4 protein-coding genes are annotated in these 3,395 nt (G+C 59.5%); all 4 read left to right on the top strand.

The genetic code is table 11. The features are described from left to right. Positions 1-369: 16S rRNA (cytosine(1402)-N(4))-methyltransferase (mraW, locus tag VGR81_10765; GenBank protein HEV2289423.1), on the top strand; the 369-nt coding region annotated here is incomplete at its 5' end. Continuing rightward, a complete protein-coding gene (gene ftsL / locus VGR81_10770; GenBank protein ID HEV2289424.1) occupies positions 366-770 on the top strand; it encodes a cell division protein FtsL in 405 nt (134 codons plus the stop codon). The genes mraW and ftsL, both read left to right, overlap by 4 nt. A gap of 120 nt (positions 771-890) precedes the next feature. Continuing rightward, positions 891-2,945 (top strand): penicillin-binding transpeptidase domain-containing protein, encoded by a 2,055-nt coding sequence (locus VGR81_10775; GenBank protein HEV2289425.1) that lies wholly within the window; start codon positions 891-893, stop codon positions 2,943-2,945. Between the two features lie 79 nt (positions 2,946-3,024). Continuing rightward, the coding region (locus tag VGR81_10780; protein HEV2289426.1) for a Mur ligase domain-containing protein at positions 3,025-3,395 on the top strand (371 nt) is incomplete at its 3' end.

The raw sequence follows: 3,395 nt of genomic DNA on the forward strand, positions 1-3,395 counted from the left end.
GTGGCAGGGGCCCGAAAAGCAAGGGGAAGGCAGAGACTGCATCCCGCGACAAAAACGTTTCTGGCGCTGCGGATAGCGGTGAATCGAGAGTTGGAGGAACTCGGGCAGTTTCTCAGTCGGACCCCCGCCACTTTAGCTTCGCAAGCGAGATGGGCGATGTTGAGCTATCACTCGCTGGAAGATCGCATGGTCAAGCGCGCCTTTCAGCAGTTGGCGCGGACCGGCGAATTCGCGATCCTCACCAAAAAAGTGCTCCAGCCCGATGAAACGGAAATTCGATCGAATCCGCGTGCGCGCAGCGCGAAATTACGGGTCATCGAAAAACGGGCGCCCGGGAACCCGGCGTGGCGGGCAACGGAGATAGCATGACGGAATATCACACCAGGAAGCGCATTGATAATTCACGGCTGGTTCGGCAGGCTGCGCCTCGGCGCGTACGGGATTGTGCGCGGCGCGTATTCTGGGCGGCAGTGCTCGCGAGTTTCTGCCTGATTTATGCCTGGCAGCATTTCCAGGATATCCAGCTTCGCTACCAACTCGAAGACGTCCAGGCGCGGCACGCGCAAGCCGTCGAACTGAACCAGCAGCTGCATCTGGAGGCGGCGTCGCTCAGTTCGCCCATGCGGATTGATGCCATTGCTCGCCAGCAGCTTGGGATGACGGTTTCCGTTCCGGCGCAATACGTCCCGGCGGATCTTTCGCGCAATTCTTATCTGGCGCAGGCGCGCGTTCCCGCGCTCGTGAAGGCGGCACAGACATCGCGGCCGTGATGAGGCTTCAGGATTCGGTGAAGCGCCCTGCCGGGGCGCATGAGGCCGCCAGGCATCGGGGTCGTGCAGCGGGCCGAGGCATTGTGAGATGAAATCTGCACCGGACGCAGGCCGGAGCCCATGGAGCAACGCGGTCCCCGTTTCCGTTTTTTGCTGATTTTCTGCTTTGCGGTCGTGTGGATGGGCGCCGTTCTGGCCCGCCTCACTTATCTTCAGCTCTTCAGCTATCAGGAATACCTGACCCGCGCAAACCGTCAGCAGGAACGCATCATCGAAATCAGCCCCACTCGCGGCGTAATTTACGACCGGAATGGCCGCGAACTGGCCATGAGCATCCCTGTTGATTCCTGTTTTGCTGATCCGGATGAAATCTCAGATCCGGAAATGGTTGCGCGGCTGCTTTCGCGCATTCTCAATAAATCCGAAGACGAAATTGAGGAGCATCTGAAGTCCTCGCGCTCGTTCGCGTGGATCGCGCGGAAGATCACTCCCCAGCAGCGGGCGCGCATCGAAGCCCTGAATCTGCGCGGCATCTACTTCCAGAAAGAGAACAAGCGCTTCTACCCCGAGCACGACCTTGCTGCCAGCGTTCTGGGTTACGTGGACGTGGACGAACACGGTCTCGGCGGCGTCGAATACTCCCTTGACAAACTGGTCCGAGGAAAACCGAGCCGCATGCTCGTTATGGCCGATGCCCGCCAGCGGTGGTTTGACCGCAGCGAGAACTCGGCGGACAAGGGAGACAATGTCGTCCTTACGATCGACCAGACAATTCAATTCATCGCCGAAAAGGCTCTCGCCTCTGGCATTGCGCGTACTCACGCCAAAGGCGGCTCCGTTGTCGTGCAAGATCCAAACACGGGAGAACTGCTGGCGGTCGCTGATTGGCCCACGTTTGATCCCAACGATGCGGGAAATTACCGTCCCGAGGACCGCGTCGAGCGCGCCGTCGCCGACGCGTACGAACCCGGTTCGATATTCAAAACCATTTTGCTCTCAGCCGCCATCGAAGAAGGTGTAGCCCGCCCCAGCGAACTCGTGGATTGCCAGATGGGATCGATTGTTGTCGCGGGCCGGCTGATACACGACCACAAGGCTTACGGTTTGCTTTCCGTGGAACAAATCCTCGCCTTCTCAAGCGACGTGGGCTCAATCAAAATCGCGCTGCGCCTCGGCGCGCCGAAGTATTACGAATACATACGCAGCTTCGGCTTCGGACAGCCAACGGGAATCAAGTTGCCGGGAGAGAACCGCGGCCTCCTGCGCCCCCTCGATGACTGGACCGCCACCTCCATAGGCTACACCGCCATTGGGCAGGAGCTCAGCGTCACGCCGGTGCAGATGATTTCCGCCGAATCGGCTATCGCGAATGGCGGCCTCCTGCGAAGCCCTCAGGTCATCCGCAAAGTCGTGCGCGGTGGCGAAGTCATGTTGCAGGGCCAGCCCGATCCACGGCGCGTGATTGATGAAAGAACCGCGGCCACCATGCGCGAAATGATGGAGCAGGTAATTCTGCAGGGGACCGGGAAGGGATTTGCTCAGCCTCTTGGTTATACCGCTGCTGGCAAGACCGGCACGGCGCAGAAAATCGATCCGGCAACGGGTCGGTACGCGAAGAGGGCCTACGAGGACTCCTTCATCGGTTTCGCCCCTCTAAACAATCCTGTCGTGACCATTCTGGTGAATCTTGACTCGCCCGAAAATGGACAGGAAGGAGGACCTACTGCTGGGCCAATATTTAAAGAAGTGGCCGAGCAGACCCTGGCCTACTTGAATGTGCCCCACGACATGCCAGAGCCCCCGGCGCTCGAAATGGCGGCTCTTCGAAAGAAAGGACTGATGCTCCCCGGACAGGCGTTGGCCGCAAAGCGCCGGGCTTCCCGTCAATTGGATAATCCGCCGCGGAAAATGTTGGGCGCCACTGTACCGGAATCGACCACCGTCGCCCTTGCCGAGGGCCAGGCAGTGATAGTCCCCAAGCTCGTCGGGCAAACGGTGCGCGGCGTAACCGAATCTTGCTCGCACCTCGGCTTGATGCCCATCTTGATTGGCGACGGGATTGCAACGGATCAGACTCCGGATGCAGGTACCCATGTGCTCCCGGGAACAAAGGTAACCGTTCACTTTTCGCAGGGCGGCGATTCCGCCGCTTCCCGGCCCGGAACGCGATGGTGAGGGTCGAATGCGAAACCGTGCGTCTCAAATGGAGTCTTCGAAAGATTATGCTGGCGGAACGGGATTGGCTGAGCGTGGAATGAAAATCTCCGAACTATTCAATGGCGCGGAAATCGCCTCGATCAGCGCGCGCACGGACGTCGATGTGAGCGCAATCGTTTACGATAGCCGCAAAGTTACCGCGGATTCGCTCTTTTTCGCTCTGAAAGGCGAAAAAGATGACGGAAATAAATTCATCGCCGACGCCTTGAATCGCGGCGTGGTAGCTGTTGCCAGCGAATCGCCGCGCGATTCCGCCGTGAATCCGGACAGTGCGTGGATCCAGATCCTGCCCGAAGCGCAGCGGCGAGTTCTTGCAACCGCAAGCGCGAATTTCTACCGGCATCCCGCGGACGCGCTGCGCCTCGTCGGAGTAACGGGAACTAACGGCAAGACCACGACCACCCATCT

The sequence above is a fragment of the Candidatus Acidiferrales bacterium genome, from assembly GCA_035934015.1.
Taxonomy (GTDB): Bacteria; Acidobacteriota; Terriglobia; order Acidiferrales; family UBA7541; genus DAHUXN01.